Below are 22,714 nucleotides of genomic sequence, written 5' to 3'. Positions count from 1 at the left end.
ACCCCGTTAAAACAAAGCTTGTTAGTGTATTTAACAGTTAAAAGTTGAATATGGATTTTTGCCACTGTTAGCTCCTAGGAGATATTTTGACAGAAATCTATATCCACACTTTTACTACATGTTCATAAATTATTACTAATTCTTTTTATAAGAAAGGCGTAATGAAGCGAAATAAAAAAAGAAATCGCTAAATACGCTATGTCGCTAGGAGACTATTGTGGAAAATAAAGAAACATATTGGTCGGAGAATATTCGAATCATCTTGATCTGCCTTGCAATCTGGTTTGTAGTTTCATTTGGTTTTGGCTTGCTACTTGTAGAGCCGCTAAATGCAATTAGTATAGGTGGGTACAAACTTGGTTTTTGGTTTGCACAACAAGGTGCAATCTATGCATTCCTTGGCTTAATCTTTTGGTATGGCCACAAAATGAATAAGCTTGATATTAAATATGCAGAGGGGAGTGAATAATGGATGAGTTAAAACTCTATACTTACATCGCAGTATTTAGCACGTTTGCTTTATACTTTGCTATTGCTTGGTGGGCTCGTGCGGGTTCAACCAGTGATTTTTACGTAGCGGGCGGTGGTATTACCCCAATGCAAAATGGTATGGCAATTGGTGCCGATTGGATGAGTGCAGCGTCATTTATCTCAATGGCAGGTTTAATTGCCTTTTTAGGTTACGGTGGCTCAGTTTTCTTAATGGGTTGGACAGGTGGTTATGTATTATTGGCAATGCTTTTAGCACCATACATGCGTAAACACGGTAAGTTCACAGTACCTGAATTCATTTTTGATAGATATTACTCAAAAACTGCACGTATTGTTGCGGTTGCTTGTTTAATAATCGCTTCATTAACTTACATAATCGGTCAAATGAAAGGAGTGGGTGTTGCTTTCTCTCGTTTCTTAGAAGTTGATTACGGTTTAGGCTTAGGCATCGGCATGTTCGTTGTTTGGGTATACGCTGTACTAGGTGGTATGAAAGGTATTACTTACACGCAAATCGCTCAGTATGTAGTAATGATTTTTGCTTATACCATTCCAGCAATCTTTATTTCATTACAACTTACCGGTAACCCAATTCCACAACTAGGCTTAGGTAGTACTTTAGCTGATGGTAGTGGTGTTTACTTACTTGATAAGTTAGATATGGTTGTTACTGATTTAGGCTTTAAAGAGTACACAACAAGTAACTTAGGCGGAACATTGAATATGTTCGCTTACACTATCTCTCTTATGATTGGTACTGCGGGTCTTCCTCATGTAATTATGCGCTTCTTCACTGTTCCTTCAGTACAAGCAGCACGTCAATCTGCAGGTTATGCACTTGTTTTCATCGGTTTACTTTACACAGTTGCTCCAGCAGTTGGCGCTATGGCTCGTCTTAACTTGATGAATACCATTGAACCTACAGCAGGTCAGAACCTTGTTTATGATGAACGCCCACAATGGTTCAAAGACTGGGAAAAAACTGGTTTATTGAAGTTTGAAGATAAAAATGGCGATGGCAAAATTCAGTATACATCTAATGCAACAGATCAAACTGTCACCAAAATAAATACAATGACTGGGAAAGAAATAGTAGTGGTTCCAAATGAAATGGTTAAAGTTGACCGTGACATTATGGTACTAGCTAACCCTGCAATTGCGAATTTACCTAACTGGGTAATTGCTTTAGTTGCTGCTGGTGGTCTAGCGGCTGCGTTATCTACTGCGGCGGGCTTATTGTTAGCAATATCCTCATCTATCTCACATGATTTAATGAAAGGGGTATTAACACCTGACTTGTCAGAGAAAAATGAGTTACTTGCCGGTCGAGTTGTGATGACTATAGCGATATTAGTCTCTGGTTATCTTGGATTACATCCTCCAGGGTTTGCTGCAGGTACGGTTGCACTAGCCTTTGGTTTAGCAGCATCAAGTATCTTCCCAGCATTAATGATGGGTATATTCTCTAAGAAAATGAGTGGTACAGCAGCAATTTCAGGTATGGTTGCAGGTATCGGTGTAACAATGATGTATGTGTTCCAACACAAAGGCATTATGTTTATTCCAGGTACTTCATTCCTAGGTGACATGGGTAAAGATTGGTTCTTTGGAATCTCTCCTAACGCTTTTGGTGCCGTTGGTGCAATAGTTAACTTTGGTGTCGCTTTCATCGTTCTTCAGTTTACTGGACCATGTCCAGCTAATATTGTCGCTATGGTAGAAAACATGCGTGCTCCAGGTGACTGTGCTGCAGCACACGATCACTAGTTCTCCACTACTAGAAACACTTTAGGCTAAAGATATATTTTAGCCAACAGGTAAACTAAAAAGGCTAGACGACCCATTTTAAAAGTCGCCTAGCCTTTCTTTTTCTAGGGCAATTTGTTTTAATGAAATCAAAAATAAATAACCCAATATAACTTAAAGATAATCTTATGAATAAACACACAAAACTTGCCTTCATGGTCGCGCCTATTCTTGCCGTTGTGGGCTTTATTGCTGCCGATTATTATGAAGAGAATGAAGCTGCAGCAAATAAAATAATTCAACTAGTGCCAGAAGGGCATTGTGATATTGCTAATAAAAATTGTGTACTTATCTCAGGCGACTTTAAAATAAATGTCTCTGACGAGGCTGGAGTTACTGAAGTTAACTCTACTTTTCCACTAGATAGTGCGACCCTGTTTTTAGTCGATAAAAGTGACAAGATGACACCGTATCCTTTAGGCATGAAAAAGAGCCCTTATTATTGGCGTAGTAATACACCTTTAGGTGGTTTATTGGCTAATAAAGGAGATAGTTATAAACTACGTTTAATTGCTAAAATTAAAGGTGGTCAGTACATTGGTGAGTTTTACACCCAAACAGTGAAATAACCGGCTTCACTTCGTTGCTTATAATGATCACTGTCAGGAGTAAAACTGGCAGTGATAAGCTCAATTTAAGTTGATAAATCGACTCGTATTACCCAACTACTCACTTTCTTTCTGTATTGAAAACTCTGCACTGTCTAGGTGCGCCCCCCCATAAAAGTGCATATAACACCTTCTTTCCCTCGTGTGCCTAGTACTAACGTTATGATATATATGATTATAAATAATTATTGATTACTGGCATTTTGCTTGCTCTATAAAGTTATATAAACTTTAAGGAGTAAACAATGAGTAGTGAAATTGGCATTAAATTATGGTCATTTACTGGGAAAATGAAAATCCTACATTTAAGTTGGATGGCCTTTTTCATCACCTTTATGGTGTGGTTTAACCATGCACCGTTATTGGCGGTGATCGCGGATAGTTTAGGGCTGAGCAGTAGTGAAATAAAAACGCTGCTTATTTTAAACGTAGCATTAACCATACCTGCACGCATAATCATTGGAATGTTAACGGATAAATATGGTCCTCGACTAACCTTTGCTGTTTTGCTAGCCGTATGTAGTTTGCCTTGTTTTATGTTTGCTTTATCGCAAAATTTTGAACAAGCAGCCTTAGCTCGTTTTTTACTGGGCTTTATTGGGGCCGGCTTTGTTATTGGCATTCGACTGGTTAGTGAATGGTTTCCCGCTAATGAACTCGGTACTGCGGAAGGACTTTATGGTGGCTGGGGAAATTTCGGTTCTGCTGCCGCAGCAATGTCGTTACCCTTAATAGCCCTCTATATAGGTAAAACCTTCGGCGTTGAAGACGCTTGGCGTTATGCTGTTGCTTTAACTGGTTTAATGAGTTTACTTTTTAGCTTCATTTGGTATGCAAATGTTAGTGATACGCCTAAAGGTGCTACCTACTTTAAACCGACGCAAACGGGCGCAATGGAAGTGACCAGTGTAGGCGATTTTTACTTACTCTTGTTGATGAAATTACCCATGTACGGTGCGTTAGCTTTACTTACTTGGAAATTATCACCTCAAGGTGTGAGCTTGTTATCCAGCAATATGACTATAATTGCATATGTTTCTTTAGTTATATTATTTATTGCTGAAGTTTGGAAAACTTACCAAGTTAATGGTCATTTATTTAAAGAAGAAGTTCCTGAGATTCATCAGTATCAGTTCAAGCAAGTGGCTGTACTGAATGTCTTATATTTCGCAACGTTTGGTTCTGAATTAGCAGTAGTTTCTATGTTGCCATTATTTTTTGCAGAAACCTTTAGTTTAGATATGGTTTATGCAGGCATGCTCGCATCGCTTTATGCTTTTATGAATCTGATGTCTAGACCCGGTGGTGGTTGGTTAAGCGATAAATATGGCCGTAAGAAAACCTTATTGATATTAACTGCAGGTTTAGCGCTTGGCTATCTTGCCATGGCATTAATTGATAGCTCTTGGCCACTGGTGTTGGCAGTGATTACTGCTATGGCTTGTTCGTTCTTTGTACAAGCAGGAGAGGGGGCGGTATTTGCTGCAGTCCCATTAATTAAGCGTCGATTAACGGGGCAAATAGCAGGCATGACTGGAGCATATGGTAATGTCGGAGCTGTGGTTTATTTAACGGTATTATCTATGGTTAGCTACCAAACCTTTTTCTTAGTCATTGCAGCAACGGCGGTATTAGGTTTTGTTACTTTACTCTTTATGCAAGAGCCAAAAGGGTCAATTACCGAGATTCGAGAAGACGGTACAGTAGAGTTAATTCAAGTTAAATAATGGCGTCCCATTTATCAGCAGTTTAGTCATGACTTTTTTCATAATGATAAAATATCGTGATTAGGCTGATGGTAATCCGTTTGGTATAAGCTCAAAGAGGGTATAAATGAAAACTGATCAAAACGCTTATACAAAACAAGCTGCTCAGGCGCCTCCTTTAACGCCAGCAATACCGCTAACACAGGCAAAATTACAGGTGTTTTTGGGCGGTCATAGTAATGCGGGTATAAAAGCAACCAATGAAGATGCTTTTGCTTCACTAGTGCCCAAAGATGCAGAATTAACGGCTAAAGGTGTTGTTGCTGTCATTGCTGATGGTGTATCAAGTGCCAGTAAAGCAGCGGAGGCAGCGCAATTATCAGTGACACAATTTATTAATGACTATTACGCAACGCCGCAAACGTGGTCAACACAAAAGTCTGCTAGTAAGGTGTTATCTAGCTTAAATCAATGGTTATATGCACAAACCGATGCGGTTTCTGGTTACACATTACAATGGTTAACAACCTTTTCAGCATTGATAGTCAAATCGTCTACCGCCTATATTTTTCATGTCGGTGATACGCGTATCAGCCAGTATCGGCAACACGAGCTAGAAGTACTAACTAAGGACCATCAACAAAAGCAGGGACCATCTCATAGTGTGTTAACCCGAGCTTTGGGCGCTGATCATCGATTGCAAGTTGATGTGCAGCAAGTTGCTATTCAAGCGGGTGATATTTTTGTACTTACTTGCGATGGCGTTCATGAATATTTATCAGCTCAACAAATAAAAAAACAGTTAAATCAATTGCCACAGTCGCCTAGCACGCAAGCGTTAGAGCAGATGGCGAAATTACTGACGGAATTAGCGATAAAGAAGGGTAGTAAAGATAATGTCAGCTGTTTATTAGTTTATATCGGCGGTACGCCTAACAGGGCGTTAGTCGAAATTGAACGAGAACTGTTAAATAAAGCGATACCACCAGCGTTAGCGGTTGGTAATAGTATTGATGACTATGAAATTTGCAAAGTTATTCATGCCAGCATTCGGTCACATTTATATTTAGCGAAACACCCTAATGAATCTGAACCTTGTGTTCTTAAGGTTCCTTCACAAAACCTCGCTGATGATAGTAGTTATTTACAAGGTTTCATACGTGAAGCTTGGCTAGGGGAAAGGCTGAGTAATAGTCATGTGATGAAAATAAAACGTGGCAGCGAGAATAGTCGCTTTCTTTATCATATTTGCGAATATATTGATGGGCAAACATTAGGGCAATGGATGTTTGATAATCCAAAACCTAATCTTGCACAAGTACGTGATATTGTCGGGCAAATTATTATCGCCTTACGTTCATTTCAGCGCTTAGAAGTTATTCATCGGGATTTAAAGCCTGACAACATAATGATTGATTCTTACGGCAAGGTTTTTCTCATTGACTATGGCACTGCGCTTATTGCATCACTGGCTGAAAATAATGATGCTGTTACCGAAACTGTGCCACAAGGCACATTGAATTATATCGCACCAGAAACCTTATTAACTTTACATGCTGACCACCAAAGCGATTTATTTTCCTTAGGCGTTATCACCTATGAAATGCTTTGTGGAGAATTGCCTTACAAGCCGATGCAAAGAGCTGATATGCACAGCTACACTGTTGATGACGAAAAAAGTCGCGTAGAAAATTATTCACAGTGGCAGTATCGTAGTATTAGACAATTTCGCAGCGATTTACCTTTCTGGCTTGATATGGTGCTGTCAAAAGCGACACAAGCCGATCCTAAGTTTCGTTTACAGGCGTATTCTGAATTTAAAGCTGATTTAAGCAAACCGACGGCTTCGGCATTGGAAGAATATAAAAGTCAGCCTATCTTACAGCGTAATCCGGTATTGTTTTGGCAAGGAGCTACCGCGTTATTTTTTATCTTATGGTTATCAACGATATTTTTCTAATGAACAACGAGTGGTGGACAGTGCTTGCGTTGCCAAGTGGTAAATAATACTCAATACGCTTGAGAAATAAAATTATTTAAGCTAGGTTTAGGCACAGAGTATCTGAAAATTAAAGTAATTATTCGCTTTAAATTGAAGAGGAACTTCAATTCTTATTATTAATGTTTCTAGTGCCAAGGTGAAAAGGATGTCTTCTATTCGAGCTATTGTAAAAGCCAAAAATACTATTTTGTTTAAGTTTTCTTTTGGTATGAGTCTGTTGTTTTTAGTGATGACTGCGGCGACCTATATGGTGGTTGACCTCGTTGTTAAAGATTACCTAGTCAATAAAAACAAAGAGTCGATCGACGAGATTGGTTCGCACATAGTCTCAGAGATATCCCAACGCATTAGTATCGCAGAAACCTTAACCCGACATTTGGCCGCAGCAGGGGAAACTTGGCCTCAAGACCCACAGCTATTCTACAAAGTTATTCCTCAAATGCTGAATATGAAAGAATACCAAGACATTATTGCTGGCGGTGGCGTGTGGCCTGAGCCTCAACAGTTCACCCCTGGTGTAGTGCGACGGAGCTTCTTTTGGGGTCGAGACAATTTTGGGGAATTGCAATACTTCGATCAATATAATGATGTCGAGGGCACAGGTTATCATGATGAAGAATGGTATGTGCCAGGTCGTTATAGCAAACAAGGTGAATGCCTTTGGTCTAAATCTTATATGGACCCGTATACATTAGCGCCGATGGTGACTTGTACCGTCGCCATGTTCAAACAAGAAGTATTTTCGGGCAATGCAACAGTAGATGTCAGTCTTCAACAACTCAAGAGTATATTACACCAAGGTAGTGCCAAACTCAGAGGATACGCTTATGCTGTAGACCGTAATAATAAGTTTTTGTCTTTTCCTGATGATGAGTTAACTAAAGTAGCCAATCGAGATAGTAATCACTTAACTCAAGAATATATTACAGTAAATCAACTGGCTGAAAAGCTTGAGTCCTTCCAACCTATTGCCGAAATCTTAACTGAGATAAACCAATCTTTGATTCAGTCTATAGCAGACAAAACAAGAGTACCGGCTGCAAATATTACCGAACACAGTAAGCAAATATCTCCCTTAGACGCGCAATTAATTGTTGCCAATATGTCAACTATGCCAGATCAGAGTTCTCATCGTAATACTAAGACTATTTCAGTGATAAGTAAGCAAGATTTTCTACTTGGTGAAGCAGTGAATGTATCGGTATTTATTATACCAAAAACGTTGTGGAAGGTTGTTGTGGTCACCCCGCAACAGGTGGCGATAAATAGCGCAAGTAAGGTATCAAACCTGATCTTAATGTTGCTCATCGCAATCATGATCATCGCGGCTTTTTTTGGTTTTATGTATTGTCGACGTAGTTTAATTGTGCCTATTTATCAAATGGTTAATCAGCTGCAACGGCCAGTTACTGAAGGTGGGCAGGTTTACCCAGAATTGCTCGATGACCGCAGACAGGATGAATTTGGTCTGCTGGCTTACCACTTTAATCAGTCTAAAATGGCGCTAGATAATAACAATCGAGATCTAAAATTACAGATCAATGAACGTAAGCAGGCAGAATATCAATTAAAACATCTGGCGCTACATGATCCGCTGACGGGTTTGCCTAATAGACTATTATTTCAGGATCGGCTGGAACAGGCGATAGCACTGTCTGACCGTCACCAACATAAATTTGCCGTATTTTTTATGGATCTAGACAATTTCAAGATCATCAATGACACCATGGGTCATGACGCTGGTGATGAATTATTAAAGCAGGTTTCGTTAAGACTCTCTTGCACCGGGCGAAAGACTGATACGGTAGCGCGCCTAGGGGGTGATGAGTTTGCTTTTATTATCACTAAAGTTAATACAATTGAAGATGCGGTAACCTTCGCTCAGCGGCTCAACTCGTTATTGAAAACACCAATAGAAATTAACGGAAACAATATTAATATGGGTAGTAGTATTGGAATCACTATTTATCCTGACGATGCAGCTAATAGTGAGGAATTACTACGCAATGCCGATATTGCTATGTATCAGGCGAAGGATGATGGCAGAAATACAGTCCGCTTTTTTACCAGTGAAATGAATGCAAGATTGCAAAGAAATAAGGAAGTTTTGACTGACTTAGCTGAGTCTTTGACTAAAGAGCATTTTGAACTCTATTACCAACCGCTCTTTACTATCGACCAAAATATCTTGGTTGGAGCGGAAGCGCTCATCAGATGGCATCATCCTGAGAAGGGCATGATTCCACCGGATCAATTTATTGCAGTTGCCGAGAAGAGTGGATTGATCAATGAATTGGGTGATTGGGTCTTAGCGCAGGCATGCCGCGAAATAAAAAACTTTTTGAATGCGGGGATTACAGCCTTTAAGGTGGCGATTAATATTTCTCCTGTGCAATTTAGGCGTAAAGATCTTTTACAGCATATGTTAATGATTCTTGCGCAACATGATGTTAGCGCAGAGCTTATCGAACTTGAAATCACAGAGGGTGCGGTGATGGATAATGTCGATCAAGCTATCGAGACAATGCAAGCCTTGCACGATGCAGGCTTTCAGTTGGCGATGGATGATTTTGGTACCGGTTATTCCTCACTCAGTTATTTGAAGCGTTTTCCGATCCAAAAGGTGAAAATAGATCGTAGTTTTATTTCAGACCTTGAGAATGACGATGATAGTAAATCTATTACCACCGCTATTATTCAAATGAGTCACTCGTTAGGATTGCATGTACTTGCTGAAGGTGTTGAAACCGAAGAGCAACTGCATTATCTACAAGCCGAAAAGTGTGATTATGTGCAAGGTTATTTTACGGGAAGACCTATACCAGCCAGCGAGTTTATTAAAAAATTCAGCGAGTCCAAAAAAGGGAAATACGCTAACGGCGCCTGGACTGAATCAACGACAATGACTTAATCAAGACGCATGTTTCAGAGTGCCTGAGCTATATCACTTTTTCGATTAGTTAAAAGTCACTCTATTAGGCTTACTTAAATACTATCTACAAAATATCGCCTCGATAATATTAACCCATTCATCATCAAGAGAAATGACTATTGAATCACTCAATAGTCATTTCTTGACCCACGTTCAGCTTGTTTACCTTTTGTGAGAACGCTGCACCGTCCGAGTGCTAAATAATATTCACCCTAGTGCAAAGGGGCGGTTTCCTAGGATGCAACTGACATTAAATAATTGTTTTTATTGAAAAAAACATGTTGGCATCTAGCTTGCTCTACTAAACGCATCTTGAATAAAACCATGTTAATAGTGTGTCTTTGCTAAACGGTTTTATTTTATTCCCGCATTTTGAGTAGGATCGTCCTTATGAATACAGATAAACAGCTATTAACTAAAACTAATATTGTTGTGGTAGGTAACGGCATGGTTGGCCATCACTTTGTTGAGGAAATGGCTAAAAATCCAAACTATCAAATAACAGTGCTCTCAGCGGAGTCTCGCTTAGCTTACGATAGAGTTCACTTATCGGAATATTTTGGTGGTAAAACTGCTGACGATTTAGCAATGACTACACCGGAACATTATGAAGCCTTAGGGGTGACCTTTAAAACCAATGCTAAAGTGATCCTGATTGATAAAATCGTTCAATATGTTACGACTGAAAGTGGCGAAACTTATCATTATGATAAATTAATTTTAGCTACCGGCTCGTACCCATTTGTTCCTCCCATTCCTGGAAAGGACCAAGATCATTGTTTAGTTTATCGTACTATTGACGATTTAGAAGACATCGCCGCTAGCGCTAAAGAAAGCAAAGTCGGCGTGGTTATTGGTGGTGGTTTATTAGGTCTTGAAGCGGCAAACGCTATCAAGCAACTTGGGCTACAAACACACGTTGTTGAATTTGCCCCACAATTAATGGGTGTTCAAATCGATGGCGGCGGTGGTCGTTTATTAAGACAAAAAATTGAAGACTTAGGTGTGCAAGTTCATACCTCTAAAGCGACAAGCGTAATCGAAAAAGGCAATACTAGCCGTTATAAATTATGTTTTAGCGATGACACTGAATTAGAAACCGATCTAATTTTATTTTCTGCAGGTATTCGCCCGTATGACAACCTTGCACGTGAATTTGACCTTACTTTAGGTGAGCGTGGCGGTATTGTTGTTAACAATCAGTGTCAAACCTCAGACGAAAATATTTACGCCATTGGTGAATGTGCTTTATGGAATAACTTTATCTTTGGTTTAGTTGCTCCGGGTTATGCTATGGCTAAAGTTGTCGCCAAACACATTGCTGGCTTTACTAATGAAGGAAATGGTGAAAACGGAGAGATTGCTGAGTTTACTGGTGCGGATATGAGTACTAAGTTAAAACTCATGGGCGTAGAAGTCGGCTCAATTGGTGATGCTCACGGTAAAACTGAAGGTGCATTAACCTACACTTACGAAAATCAACCTGAAGGTGTTTATAAGAAAATAGTAGTCTCTTCGGATAAAAAAGCCTTACTAGGTGCTGTGCTTATAGGTGATACCAGTGAATACGATACCTTATTGCAATATATGCTTAATGCCATTGAATTACCTGAGTCTCCAGAAGGTCTTATCTTGCCAATGGCGGCTGATAAGCCGACCCTAGGTGTTGATGCCTTACCCGATACTGCAACCATTTGTTCATGTCATAACGTCACTAAAGGCGACATTATTGCCTCTATTGATGCAGGCGCGATGACCGTTGGCGATGTTAAAAGCTGTACTAAAGCCGGCTCTGGTTGTGGTGGCTGTGCTGCCTTGGTTAAAAGCGTTGCTGATAACGAATTTGAAAAACGCGGTGTTGAAGTTAAGAAAGACATTTGTGAGCATTTTGCTTATTCACGTCAAGAAATATACGACATTGTTAGTGTTGGAAAAATCAAAACCTTCGACGAGCTACTTGAAAAACATGGTCGTGGTCTAGGTTGTGAAATTTGTAAACCGGTAGCTGGCTCTGTGCTTGCTTCTGTATGGAATGACTACATTCTTAAAAAACCTCATTTATCTCTACAAGATACTAACGATACCTACCTTGGTAACATGCAAAAAGATGGTACCTACTCAGTTGTTCCTCGAATTGCTGGCGGTGAAATTACCCCTGACAAACTTATCGTATTAGGTGAAGTAGCTAAAAAATATAATCTTTATACCAAAATTACCGGTGGCGCACGGGTTGATTTATTCGGCGCACGTGTTGAGCAATTACCGCCAATTTGGAAAGAATTAGTCGATGCTGGTTTTGAAACAGGTCATGCCTACGGTAAATCATTACGTACGGTTAAATCATGTGTTGGTTCTACTTGGTGTCGTTACGGCGTTCAAGACAGCATGAGCATGGCTATCGACTTAGAGCACAGATACAAAGGTTTACGTGCTCCGCATAAGATTAAGTTCGGCGTGTCGGGTTGTACTCGTGAGTGTGCTGAAGCACAAGGTAAAGATATCGGCATAATCGCAACAGATAATGGTTGGAACTTATACGTTGCTGGTAACGGTGGTATGAAACCTCGCCACGGTGATTTATTCGCCACGGATTTAGATGATGAAACCTTAGTTAAATATGTTGACCGTATCTTGATGTTCTACGTACAAACGGGCGACAGACTACAACGTACATCAACTTGGATGGACAACTTAGAGGGCGGTTTAGCTTACTTACAAGACGTTATCATCAATGACAGCATAGGCCTAAATGATGCGTTAGAAACACAAATGAAAGCCATTGTTGGTACCTATCAATGTGAATGGAAAACAACTATTGAAGATCCAGAAGCATTAAAACGTTTCCAACCATTTGTTAACTCGGATAAAAGCGATAGCAATATTCAATTTGTTACTGAACGCGAGCAAATTCGTCCTGCACGTGGACAAGAAAAAATTGATGTTAAATTTATCGACGCAACTGAAAAAGAAGCCGTAGCTGAAGAAGCTTAAGAGGAGTACAACAAAATGACTACAACCACGAACAAAGCATGGCGCACTATTTGTAAGGCAACTGAACTAGTAAAAGATTCTGGTATCAGTGCTTTAATAGCTAACTCGGCGGGTGAAGATGAGCAAATTGCCATCTTTCATATACCTAACAGCGAAGAAAAAATATATGCCGTAGGTAACTACGACCCTATTGGTCAAGCCAATGTCTTATATCGCGGTCTTGTTGGCTGTATTGATGATGAGCCAGTGGTTTCTTCGCCATTATATAAACAACATTACTCGTTAAAAACAGGTCGTTGTTTACAAGAAGATCAGACTATTGCCGTTTACGATATACGGATTGAAAACGAGCAAGTACAACTTTTTTACTAGCGTCTATGGCTAATTTTCAACCTAACATTGTTGGAAATTTTCCGATAGCCAAGGTTAATTTTTTTGGAGTTCAGTTTGAGCGATTTATTACCGACATCACCGCTTACCTCACCTGTAATTAAAACCGGTGAACCGTCACTTATCCAAAGTACTTGTGCCTATTGTGGCGTGGGTTGTGGTGTTGATATTGGCGTAGCAGATGGCAAAGCAACGTCATTAGTAGGCTCCGCTGCCCATCCTTCAAACTATGGCAGACTATGTGTTAAAGGTAGTAACTTACTTAATACTATCGATTTAACGGGTCGCTTGTTATCCCCTGAAATCGCAGGTGAGCAAGTAAGTTGGGATAAAGCGACCGATTACGTTGCTGAACAATTTAACGACATCATAAAAAAATATGGTAAAGACTCTGTTGCCTTCTATGTGTCAGGTCAGTTATTAACTGAAGATTACTACATTGCTAACAAGCTGATGAAGGGTTATATCGGCTCAGGTAATATTGATACTAACTCTCGTCTTTGCATGTCGTCAGCCGTATCAGCATACAAGCGTGCTTTTGGTGAAGATGTTGTTCCGTGTACTTATCAAGATTTAGAAGAAACTGATCTATTATTACTTACGGGTTCTAATGCGGCATGGACTCATCCAGTTTTATATCAACGTATTGAACGCGCTAAAAAAATTAACCCTGCAATGAAAGTTGTAGTGATTGATCCGAGAAAAACAGCAACTTGTGAATTAGCCGATAACTTTATTCAATTGAAGCCTGGTACTGATGCTGCTTTTTTTAATGGTTTATTACACTTTTTAAGTGAAAACCAAGGATTAGATACAGATTATATCGCTCAGCACACCGAAGGATTTGAGCAAGCACTTACCCAAGCCACAAGTTGGACAGTAACGAAGGTTGCAGAGTTTTGCCAAGTTAGCATAGAAGAACTTACTACCGTTTATCAATTATTCTGCAGCAGTGAAAAAGCAATTACCTTTTATTCTATGGGCATCAATCAATCCTCATCCGGGGTAGATAAATGCCAAACTATTATTAACTGTCATTTAGCCAGTGGTAAAATCGGTAAAGCTGGCAGTGGTCCTTTCTCTATTACAGGACAACCTAATGCTATGGGCGGCAGAGAAGTTGGTGGATTAGCCAATCAACTTGCCGCGCATATGGATATCGACAACCCACAGCATCAAGACAAAGTGCAACGTTTTTGGCAATCACCCACCATAGCCAACAAGCAAGGAGCTAAAGCGATTGATCTGTTTGATAAACTTGCTTCAGGTGAGATTAAAGCGGTCTGGATAATGGCGACCAACCCAGTGGTAAGCCTACCTAATCGCGCTAAGATTACTGCCGCGCTGAAAAAGTGTGAGTTAGTCGTGGTGTCTGATTGTGTTGAGCAAAACGATACCTTAGCTTTTGCCGATGTAAAATTACCGGCAACGCCATGGTTAGAAAAAAACGGAACAGTGACTAACTCAGAGCGCCGTATCTCTCGCCAACGTAATGCCGTCTTACCCGCAGGACAAGCTAAGCACGATTGGCAAATTATCCAAGACGTTGCCACCAAAATGGGTTTTAGTGGTTTTGATTTTGACGATGTTAGTGATGTGTTCAAAGAACATGCTCAACTTACTCAATTTGAAAACGACGGTGAACGTCTGCTTGATTTAAGTGGTTTAAGTCAATTAACAGCCAAAGAATATAACGAACTTGCACCAATACAATGGCCAGTAAATGATGCTAATCCTGAAGGTTGTGCGCGCGTTTACGCAGACGGAAAGTTTAATACACCGTCTGGTAAGGCGAAATTTATTCCTGTTAAACCACAATTACCATTTCAAAAAACGTCTGCTGAATTCCCGTTTGTATTAAACAGTGGTCGATTGCGTGATCAATGGCACACCATGACACGAACTGGTAAAACAAATAAGTTGTCAAAACATACAGACAAGCCCTACCTTTATTTACACCCAACTGATGCTAAAGCATTAGCGGTACAAAATGACGATATGCTGTCGATCACCGCCAGTACAGGACAAGCGATCGCGCATGTAAAAGTCGATGCAAAGCAGCGGTTAGGTGAATGTTTTATGCCAATTCACTGGAATCAGAACTATGCCTCACACGGTAATGTTAGCGATTTATATCAAAGTATTGTTGATCCTCTTTCTGGTCAAGCGGAGAGTAAGCAAGGTGCTGTCGCCTTAGGTAAAAAAACGTATAAGCAATATATAAGTGTACATACCACCAGTAAGATTACGTTAAGTGCTGACTTCTGGGTTAAAAGTACCACCGCTTATGGTGATTCATATCAAGTTGCTTTAGATGAACCAACCATTGATGCTTTGCTGTTGTGTCAACAAATCAGTGGTTTATCAGGTGAATGGTTAACGTTTGTTCAAGACAACCAAAGTTATGTGGTTTGTTTACAAGCCGGCAAGCTAGCCTTTTTAGGTTACTTCTCAGCAACGTGGCCTGAAATAGAGCAATCATGGCTTGAACATGTTTTTGGTTCAAAAACCTTAGAGTTTGCCACTATTCAATCGCTACTACTTGGCATTTCTAGTGATGAGTTTAACCAAGGAAAACAAGTGTGTAGCTGTTATAGCATTGGAGAAAAAACCATTGACGAAGCGATAGCACAAGGCTGTGGTAGTGTTGAAGCCTTAGGTGAAAAACTACAATGTGGTACTAAATGTGGTTCTTGTAAGCCTGAATTAGCCAGTTTAATCAGCCAGTACAATGCAGACCCTATTGAAACTGCCATAGTGCTGGCCGAAGATTGATCAAAATAAAGAGCAACTATTTTAATCGTGAAAGGTCAACAACCCCTAGCCTAAACAGTACAAACTTGGTTACAATACGCGCTCTTAAAAATGCTCAATGAATGGATTTATTATGTCACTTTCTGTTGTTATTCTTGCCGCGGGTAAAGGTACCCGTATGCGCTCCTCTTTGCCAAAAGTACTTCATAGTGTAGCTGAAAAGCCTATGGTAGGTCATGTTATTGATAGTGCACGTCAACTTGGTGCTAGCAATATCTATGTAGTGTATGGCTTTGGCGGTGACGTATTAAAAGCAACACTCACTAAAGATAATACCGGTGATGACTTAACGTTTGTTGAGCAAGTTGAACAACTTGGTACAGGCCACGCCGTTGATCAAGCTTCACCATTTTTAACGGATGATGAAGACGTGTTAGTCCTTTATGGTGATGTCCCGTTAACTAAAGTCTCTACTTTAGAAAATTTATTAGCCGCTAAGCCGACAGATGGTATGGCGCTATTAACGGTTCATCTAGCTAACCCAATGGGTTATGGCCGAATTGTTCGTCAAGAAATTTCAAGAAAACAGCAAGTTGTTGGTATTATTGAGCAAAAAGATGCTAACGAAGAACAGCTAAAAATTAACGAAGCCAATACCGGTATTTTATTGGCCAATGGCGGCGATCTAAAACGTTGGTTAAGTAACTTATCTAGTGATAATGCTCAAGGTGAATACTACCTAACAGATATTATTGCTGCTGCTCATGGTGAAGGTAAGGTTGTTGCTACAGCTCATCCTGAGACAGAAATAGAAGTAGAAGGCGCTAATAACCGTGTGCAATTAGCAACATTAGAACGTGCTTACCAAGCGAGAATCGCTGAAGAACTGATGATAGCTGGCGCAAGTTTACGCGACCCTGCTCGCATTGATGTTCGTGGTAATTTAACCACAGGCACTGAAGTGAGTATCGATATTAATTGTATTTTTGAAGGTGAAGTAAGCCTTGCTGATAACGTGCAGATAGGCGCGAACTGTATTATTAAAAACAGTACCATTGGTGCTAACGTTGAAATTAAGCCAAACAGTATTATCGAAGATACGATTATTGAAGCTGATTGTTCGGTAGGCCCATTTGCTCGCCTTCGTCCAGGTTCAGTAATGAAACAAGACTCACATGTGGGCAACTTCGTTGAAATGAAAAAAACTACTCTGGGTGTCGGCAGCAAAGCAGGGCACTTAAGTTATTTGGGTAATGCAGAAATTGGCACTAAGGTAAATATTGGTGCGGGCACTATTACCTGTAACTATGATGGTGTAAATAAATCAACCACCGAAATTGGTGACAATGCTTTCATTGGTTCTAATAGCTCATTGGTAGCACCGGTAATTATTGGCAATTCAGCAACTGTTGGTGCCGGTTCAGTGATTAGCAAAGAAGTAGAAGATAATGATTTAGCACTAACTCGAGCCAAGCAACGTAATATTGCTGGTTGGCAGCGACCTGTTAAAAAGAGTTAATTATCTGAACAGTTTATTTAAGGCGCTATTTTTATAGCGCTTTTTTAATGTCTAAATTTTATGCGTGATTAATCATGAAAAGCGAACTAAAAATTGCAATATCTTTCGGTATGAAACATAATACGGTCCATAGCGAAACTAAGTTACGCAATTCGAAACTATTCGAGATACATTAATCATATAAGTAAACTATAAAATCCTATGTCGAAACGAAATACTCAACAACGTCGTCATAATATAATTGCTGATTTAAATGCTCAGGGTGAAGTGAGTGTTGACAGTTTAGCCAAGCAATTTGATACGTCAGAAGTTACTATCAGAAAAGATCTCGCCGCTCTTGAAACCAGTGGTTTATTACTAAGGCGCTATGGTGGCGCGGTTGCTTTGCCAAGTGAAATCACTGAAGCAAAGGTAGACCAACTGTCTCAACAAAAGTTACATATAGCCAAAAAAGCGGCCATGCTCATTCGTGATCATAATCGTATTATTATCGATAGCGGTCAAACTACGTCTGCTTTAGTAAGCGAATTAGCGAATAAGAAAGGTTTAGTGGTCATGACTAATGCGCTTAGCATTGCTAACGAAATTCATGCCTTAGAAAATGAACCAACATTATTGATGACCGGTGGAACTTGGGATGCTACCTCTGAAGCTTTTCAGGGACAAGTCGCAGAGCAAGTTTTACGATCGTACGACTTTGACCAGCTCTTTATCGGTGCTGATGGTATCGATATTAAGCGCGGAACGACGACTTTTAATGAATTAATCGGCCTGAGCCGAGTCATGGCTGAAGTGGCTCGTGAAGTTATAGTGATGGTTGAATCGGCAAAAATAACGAAGAAAATCCCTAATTTAGAACTCAATTGGCAGCAAATTCATACAGTGATCACAGATGATGGTCTCTCAGAAGAAATGCGAATAGCCTTAACTGAGCAAGGCGTAAAATTAATTATCGCCAAAGGTTAACGCTCTGACTTATTTAAGTTAATGATGTTAACCAAGCTCAAACAATCAAATACGTAAAAAATGAAAAAGGAATCAATATTATGTGCGGTATAGTCGGTGCAGTAGCTCAACGCGATGTAGCAGATATTTTAGTAGAAGGTTTAAAGCGATTAGAGTATCGCGGTTATGATTCTGCTGGTGTTGCAGTGATCAATAGCAATAACGAATTACTAACCACAAAACGTTTAGGTAAAGTACAAGAACTTGCCCAAGCATTAGAGCAACAACCTGTAACAGGTGGTACTGGGATAGCACACACTCGTTGGGCTACTCATGGCGTTCCAAGTGAAGTGAACGCTCACCCACATGTCTCTAATAATACAATTGCGGTAGTACATAATGGTATTATTGAAAACCATCAAACTTTACGTAGTCAGCTACAGGGTTTAGGTTATGAATTTTTATCGCAAACTGATACTGAAGTTATAACTCACTTGGTTCATCATGAATTAAAAACCAGTGATACTTTATTATCAGCAGTACAGAAAACAGTTAAGCAGCTTGAAGGTGCATACGGCACTGTTGTAATGGATAGTCGCGATCAAGACAACATCATTGTTGCTCGCTCTGGTAGCCCATTAGTTATCGGTTACGGTTTAGGCGAAAACTTCATTGCCTCAGATATCATGGCATTATTACCAGTAACACGTAAATTCTCTTACCTTGAAGAAGGAGATGTTGCTCAAATTAGCCGATTTAACGTCAGTATTTTTGATACAAATGGCGAGCCTGTTGAACGTGAAGCGAAAGATGCAAACGTGTCGCACGACAGTGGTGATAAAGGTGAATACCGTCACTACATGTTAAAAGAAACTTATGAACAACCTACCGCTATCCGTAATTCATTAGAAGGTCGTTTAGTGAATGGTATGTTAGATATCAATACGTTTGGCGAAGGCGCCGATGAGATATTTAAAAACGTAGAGCATGTACAAATTATTGCTTGTGGTACGAGTTACCACTCAGGCATGGTTGCAAGATATTGGTTAGAAGAGCTTGCCGGTGTTTCTTGTAATATTGAAATCGCTAGTGAGTTTAGATACCGTAAATCTTTTGTACCTAAAAATTCTTTATTGGTTACCATTTCGCAATCTGGCGAAACAGCTGATACTTTAGCTGCTTTGCGTTTAGCGAAAGAAATTGGTTATCAATCTAGCTTAGTTATATGTAATGTTCCTGGTTCATCATTAGTACGTGAATCCGATCTTGCCTTTATGACGAAAGCGGGCGCTGAAATTGGCGTAGCATCAACTAAAGCCTTTACCACTCAGCTTGTTGGTTTATTAATGATGACCGTAGCTATTGGCCAACATCACGGCATGTCTGATGACAAGCAAGCCGAAATTACTCAGTCATTAATGTCGTTGCCGGCAAAACTTGATGAAGTGTTAGCACTTGCGTCTTCAATTGAAGACTTAGCTGAAGATTTTGCAGATAAGCACCATGCATTATTTTTAGGTCGTGGTGACCAGTACCCAATCGCAATGGAAGGTGCACTTAAGCTGAAAGAAATTTCTTATATTCATGCTGAGGCATATGCTGCAGGTGAATTGAAGCATGGTCCATTAGCGCTTATTGATGCAGAAATGCCGGTAATTGTGGTAGCACCAAAAAATGATTTAATCGAAAAACTTAAATCGAACGTTGAAGAAGTACGAGCTCGTGGCGGCTTAATGTATGTCTTTGCTGATAGCGATGCTAACTTTGCTAGTGATGACACCATGAAAGTGATTAATGTGCCTGTGTGTGATGATATTATCGCACCAATCGTTTACACGCTACCATTACAGCTACTTTCATATTATGTAGCGATAATCAAAGGTACGGATGTGGATCAACCGCGTAATTTAGCAAAATCAGTTACTGTCGAATAATCACTTCAAAATAAAATGGTGATTGATGAGTTGTTAACTCATTACACTAACTATCAGCAGTGTTAAAAAAGAAGCGACTTACTCACAGAGTAGTCGCTTTTTTATTGGTGTTAAACATTTACTTTAGCTGAAATATCTATCACGGTTATTTTTGTTTGATTTCGACCATTATCTTTAGCCTCGTAAAGGCACTCATCAGCAACGGCAAACCAATCTTCCCCTAGATTAGAATATTTCGCTTGTCCTACCGCGATGCCAACTGAAATGGTTAATGTGATAGGCCCCTTACCATCATCTTTAAATGCATAGGCAGCGATTTGTTGCAGAAATTCATCCATCCGTGACCTAAGTATTTCAACATCATCACATTGAGAAACCACGACAAACTCTTCACCACCAAAGCGAGCAACAAGATCAGAATCGCGATTAAAAAACTTTTTCAACATGTTTGCCACGGTAACCAAACAATAATCGCCAAACAAATGTCCGTGGGTATCATTAATGTTTTTGAAAAAATCTAAATCAATTATTGCATACATCAAGTTGGAGTTATTTCGAGAAAAAATGGATTGCATCATTTTAAAATTCTTTTCAAAATATCGACGGTTATAAAGGCCTGTTAACGTGTCGGTGTTAGCTTGTTCAGTTAATTTACGGTTTGCTTGGTTAAGTTCTTCTGTTCTTTTAAATACCTGTTTTTGTAATTCTTCTTGATTATCCAGCAGTGCTAGACGGTTTACCCTTAACTCTTGGTAAAGTTTTTGAATTTCGGTTGGCGTTTCGTAAGGAACATCTCTGAAATCCCCTGTTTTTTTGCCTTTTGATAATTCATCCATAACGAATCTCAGTGGGCGACTTAAATGAATAGCGAACCTCTTTGCAAAAAAACTGGCTGCAAGTAAAGTAACAAACAGTGTTAAAAACATAACTAAGTACAAGTCTTCTATGTTTTTCAAAGAAAACTTATGCTCTATCAAGGAGTGAATTTTCCAGTCATTCATTAATTGCGTTTGCTTGTGAATAAACATTTCACCTTCATTTTTTTCTGATTTTAAGCTGATTAAGTTTAGTGAGTTTTTGTAGGCACGATCTTCATAACTAAATTCAGATAAGGTCTCTAGTTGCAAACTATCTGAAGAATAGATAATTCGGTCATTTTGATCCGTTACAATCGTTTTGATTAGCTTTTCATCGTGGCCTATTTTGTCATAAAGGCCAAACTTTCCTAAATTCAAGGAGCCTTCAACAATGCCTGAAGGGCCATTTACCCCATCACCTTGATAGAGTGGTGCACTGATGGCAATAATTGGATCATTACCAAAAGCTCTACCTAGAAATACGTCAGAAACGAATAATTTTTGCTCTTCCATAGCATGGATAAAGTAAGGACGGTCGACTACTGAAAATTGACCAATAACTAACTTTTCCATAATTGAACTAGGTGAGGCCAACTCTATTTTTCCTTGCTTGGAAGCGGTTAGCATGGTCAAAAAACCAGGATATAAATGGTGAAATTTTGATAGTGCCCTTTTTCTTTCTGCTGGGTCTGTTATGTAAGATAGTTGGTAGGCGATATTTTCAATCGCTTGTTGATGTTCATTTAAATAACTATTACCAATATGGGTAATATAGTTATTGTTAATTTCTAATTCTTTTTCAAGTTGTGCCTTCTGAAATTCACTAAAGTTAGTACTGAGTACCAATGAAACACAAATAACAAAAAATGCAGAAATACTCCAAAATGAATACAAGAGCCATTTGGGTAAACTTTTAACTAATGGCGGCTGACTTGATTTTATCGATTGGAAATAGTCATTAAAAGTGAACAGTAAAATACAAGCTAAGGAAGTATAGAGCATTGCATTGATAGCTTGTTTCAAGACACTAAAGAACACGAAACTTTGGGCAAATTCCATGTTGCTCCAAATAAGTAAAGCGGTAAGCGGCATACCAATAACTAACCAATAAAGTAAATCAGCGGTAAGTACATACCAACCTCTTGCGCGTAACATTGAAATAAACCAGGCTTCAAGGCCAAAAGTAAGGAAGCCAAACGGATGGCCCCAATAGAAATAAAGTGGAATAACGCTTATGAGTGCGCAAAGTAATGTTAGACCGGGACGTAAAAATGAAGCTGCAACAATATAGGCGGTATTACCAACAACAAGTGCAATACTAAAAGCTAACTCTATTGGATATAAGTTGACTATTGCCCCTATAACGCCAAAAAACAGTGCTAATAAGTACTGATTGGAGTGAAGGAATGAACTCGCTTTAGGGGATATGTATATGTTCGCCATTGCTCACTTAAATATGTAGTTGTTTTAACCTTGACGCTGAAAGTACATTACTACGCTTTTCAAAGTTTCGAATAATCCATTAACTTACTTGGTTAGCTAATTTTATGGGGTGAGCATAAATTGGAGTGTCTTTAATATTTTCTGTTCGCTCTAAGAAGACCTTAAGCTTTTCATTACCTTGCGTCAACTAAGTAAAAAAGGCTAATTTTAACTCTAATTGTCACAGTCAAAAATTTATAGCAGCTGACTAGATTACCAAATGCAGCAAATTTTTCAATGAATGGTTAAGTAAAACAACTTACTTTAGAACAGTGTTCAATGGTGTTGAAAAGACA

Annotated in this window: 13 protein-coding genes; 12 read left to right on the top strand and 1 reads right to left on the bottom strand. The window is 39.4% G+C overall.

Annotated elements, in window-relative coordinates:
• Positions 1–217: 217 nt before the first annotated feature.
• The 12 genes from CXF79_RS22735 to glmS all read left to right on the top strand — a co-directional run bounded on the left by CXF79_RS22735 (position 218) and on the right by glmS (position 20,079).
• On the top strand, positions 218–469 hold the full coding sequence (locus CXF79_RS22735; protein ID WP_011045672.1) for a DUF4212 domain-containing protein: 252 nt from the start codon (positions 218–220) through the stop codon (positions 467–469).
• On the top strand, positions 469–2,259 hold the full coding sequence (locus CXF79_RS22730) for a sodium:solute symporter family protein (RefSeq protein ID WP_011045671.1): 1,791 nt from the start codon (positions 469–471) through the stop codon (positions 2,257–2,259). Before CXF79_RS22735 ends, CXF79_RS22730 begins: the two co-directional genes overlap by 1 nt.
• A 167-nt stretch (positions 2,260–2,426) precedes the next feature.
• Positions 2,427–2,867: a hypothetical protein gene (locus CXF79_RS22725; RefSeq protein WP_011045670.1), complete on the top strand. Its 441-nt coding sequence runs from the start codon at positions 2,427–2,429 to the stop codon at positions 2,865–2,867.
• Positions 2,868–3,151: 284 nt separating this feature from the next.
• Entirely contained in the window at positions 3,152–4,633 is a 1,482-nt protein-coding gene (locus CXF79_RS22720) for a NarK family nitrate/nitrite MFS transporter (RefSeq protein ID WP_011045669.1), read from the top strand.
• Between the two features lie 106 nt (positions 4,634–4,739).
• A complete protein-coding gene (locus tag CXF79_RS22715) occupies positions 4,740–6,572 on the top strand; it encodes a bifunctional protein-serine/threonine kinase/phosphatase (protein ID WP_101158063.1) in 1,833 nt (610 codons plus the stop codon).
• 187 nt (positions 6,573–6,759) lie between these two features.
• Positions 6,760–9,525: an EAL domain-containing protein gene (locus tag CXF79_RS22710; RefSeq protein ID WP_101158061.1), complete on the top strand. Its 2,766-nt coding sequence runs from the start codon at positions 6,760–6,762 to the stop codon at positions 9,523–9,525.
• Between the two features lie 411 nt (positions 9,526–9,936).
• Positions 9,937–12,537, top strand: coding sequence for a nitrite reductase large subunit NirB (gene nirB, locus CXF79_RS22705; RefSeq protein ID WP_101158059.1), 2,601 nt, complete (start codon positions 9,937–9,939; stop codon positions 12,535–12,537).
• A gap of 15 nt (positions 12,538–12,552) precedes the next feature.
• Positions 12,553–12,909 carry a nitrite reductase small subunit NirD gene (gene nirD / locus CXF79_RS22700; protein ID WP_011045665.1) on the top strand — a complete coding sequence of 119 codons (357 nt, stop codon included), beginning with the start codon at positions 12,553–12,555 and terminating at the stop codon, positions 12,907–12,909.
• Between the two features lie 75 nt (positions 12,910–12,984).
• On the top strand, positions 12,985–15,702 hold the full coding sequence (locus tag CXF79_RS22695; RefSeq protein WP_101158057.1) for a nitrate reductase: 2,718 nt from the start codon (positions 12,985–12,987) through the stop codon (positions 15,700–15,702).
• Positions 15,703–15,814: 112 nt separating this feature from the next.
• Positions 15,815–17,200, top strand: coding sequence for a bifunctional UDP-N-acetylglucosamine diphosphorylase/glucosamine-1-phosphate N-acetyltransferase GlmU (gene glmU / locus CXF79_RS22690; protein WP_101158055.1), 1,386 nt, complete (start codon positions 15,815–15,817; stop codon positions 17,198–17,200).
• Positions 17,201–17,401: 201 nt separating this feature from the next.
• Positions 17,402–18,166, top strand: coding sequence for a DeoR/GlpR family DNA-binding transcription regulator (locus CXF79_RS22685; RefSeq protein ID WP_011045662.1), 765 nt, complete (start codon positions 17,402–17,404; stop codon positions 18,164–18,166).
• Positions 18,167–18,246: 80 nt separating this feature from the next.
• The gene (gene glmS / locus CXF79_RS22680; protein WP_101158053.1) at positions 18,247–20,079 is read left to right on the top strand and encodes a glutamine--fructose-6-phosphate transaminase (isomerizing); all 1,833 of its coding nucleotides are present in this window, start codon (positions 18,247–18,249) and stop codon (positions 20,077–20,079) included.
• Between the two features lie 110 nt (positions 20,080–20,189).
• Here the strand turns inward: glmS and CXF79_RS22675 are convergent, their stop codons facing one another.
• Positions 20,190–22,379, bottom strand: a complete 2,190-nt coding sequence (locus tag CXF79_RS22675) for a sensor domain-containing diguanylate cyclase (protein ID WP_101158051.1) — start codon at positions 22,377–22,379, stop codon at positions 20,190–20,192.
• Positions 22,380–22,714: the final 335 nt, after the last annotated feature.

Origin of the sequence: Colwellia sp. Bg11-28, from assembly GCF_002836245.1 — a bacterium.
GTDB classification, from domain to species: domain Bacteria; phylum Pseudomonadota; class Gammaproteobacteria; order Enterobacterales; family Alteromonadaceae; genus Colwellia; species Colwellia psychrerythraea_A.
Note: the sequence above shows the minus strand (reverse complement) of the source record. Positions and strands in the feature narration are given on the sequence as shown.

What these genes read in the sequence shown, in the direction of transcription:
- CXF79_RS22730 (WP_011045671.1), top strand. Translation starts at nt 469, where the DNA reads ATGGATGAGTTAAAACTCTATACTTACATCGCAGTATTTAGCACGTTT.
- CXF79_RS22725 (WP_011045670.1), top strand. Translation starts at nt 2,427, where the DNA reads ATGAATAAACACACAAAACTTGCCTTCATGGTCGCGCCTATTCTTGCC.
- CXF79_RS22720 (WP_011045669.1), top strand. Translation starts at nt 3,152, where the DNA reads ATGAGTAGTGAAATTGGCATTAAATTATGGTCATTTACTGGGAAAATG.
- CXF79_RS22715 (WP_101158063.1), top strand. Translation starts at nt 4,740, where the DNA reads ATGAAAACTGATCAAAACGCTTATACAAAACAAGCTGCTCAGGCGCCT.
- CXF79_RS22710 (WP_101158061.1), top strand. Translation starts at nt 6,760, where the DNA reads ATGTCTTCTATTCGAGCTATTGTAAAAGCCAAAAATACTATTTTGTTT.
- nirB (WP_101158059.1), top strand. Translation starts at nt 9,937, where the DNA reads ATGAATACAGATAAACAGCTATTAACTAAAACTAATATTGTTGTGGTA.
- nirD (WP_011045665.1), top strand. Translation starts at nt 12,553, where the DNA reads ATGACTACAACCACGAACAAAGCATGGCGCACTATTTGTAAGGCAACT.
- glmU (WP_101158055.1), top strand. Translation starts at nt 15,815, where the DNA reads ATGTCACTTTCTGTTGTTATTCTTGCCGCGGGTAAAGGTACCCGTATG.
- CXF79_RS22685 (WP_011045662.1), top strand. Translation starts at nt 17,402, where the DNA reads ATGTCGAAACGAAATACTCAACAACGTCGTCATAATATAATTGCTGAT.
- glmS (WP_101158053.1), top strand. Translation starts at nt 18,247, where the DNA reads ATGTGCGGTATAGTCGGTGCAGTAGCTCAACGCGATGTAGCAGATATT.
- CXF79_RS22675 (WP_101158051.1), bottom strand. Translation starts at nt 22,379, where the DNA reads ATGGCGAACATATACATATCCCCTAAAGCGAGTTCATTCCTTCACTCC.